This is a genomic window from Ruegeria sp. AF1, from assembly GCF_056542125.1.
This window is the reverse complement of sequence record NZ_JBQFZG010000052.1, coordinates 1-680: the sequence shown is the minus strand read 5'-3', so window position 1 is coordinate 680 and position 680 is coordinate 1. Positions and strand designations below refer to the sequence as shown.

The window sequence follows — 680 nt, the reverse complement described above, 5'->3', positions numbered from 1 at the left end:
CTAGGGTCAGGATTCATAACCAGTAGATGACGACGGCTGCGAGCGCGATGGCCGAGAGGAAGACCTTGGGACACCTGTCGTAGCGGGTTGCCACGCGTCTCCAGTCTTTGAGCCTGCCGAACATGATCTCAATGCGGTTGCGCCGTTTGTATCGGCGCTTGTCGTATTTCACGGTCTTCTTGCGCTGTTTTCGTCCAGGGATGCAGGCGCGTATCCCTTTGTCTTTCAACGCATCTCTGAACCAGTCGGCGTCGTAGCCTCGGTCTCCGAGCAGCTATTCGACCTTTGGCAAACCGCCCAGCAATGCCCGTGCGCCGATATAGTCACTGACCTGTCCGGCGGTGGTGAAGAGGTCGAGCGGTCGTCCCTGGCTGTCGCAAATGGCGTGAAGCTTGGTGTTCATACCACCTTTGGTCCGGCCAATCAGGCGACCGCGCCCCCCTTTTTAGCGGCCCTGCTGGTCGCTGTTCGATGTGCCTTCAGGTAGGTCGCGTCGATCATGACTGTCTTCTGTTCGCCGTGCTCGACAGCTAGCCCCACCATCATCCGCGCGAATATGCCCTTTTCGCTCCAGCGCTTCCAACGGCTATAAAGCGTCTTGTGTGGACCATAGGCTTCAGGAGCGTCGCGCCACCTTAACCCATTGCGGTTGATGAAAATTATCCCGCTCAGAATCCGCC

Annotated in this window: 1 pseudogene; it reads right to left on the bottom strand. The window is 57.9% G+C overall.

From position 1 onward, the window contains the following. Positions 1-13: 13 nt before the first annotated feature. A pseudogene (locus ACR0BK_RS20385) lies at positions 14-680 on the bottom strand (IS5 family transposase); the annotation flags it as partial.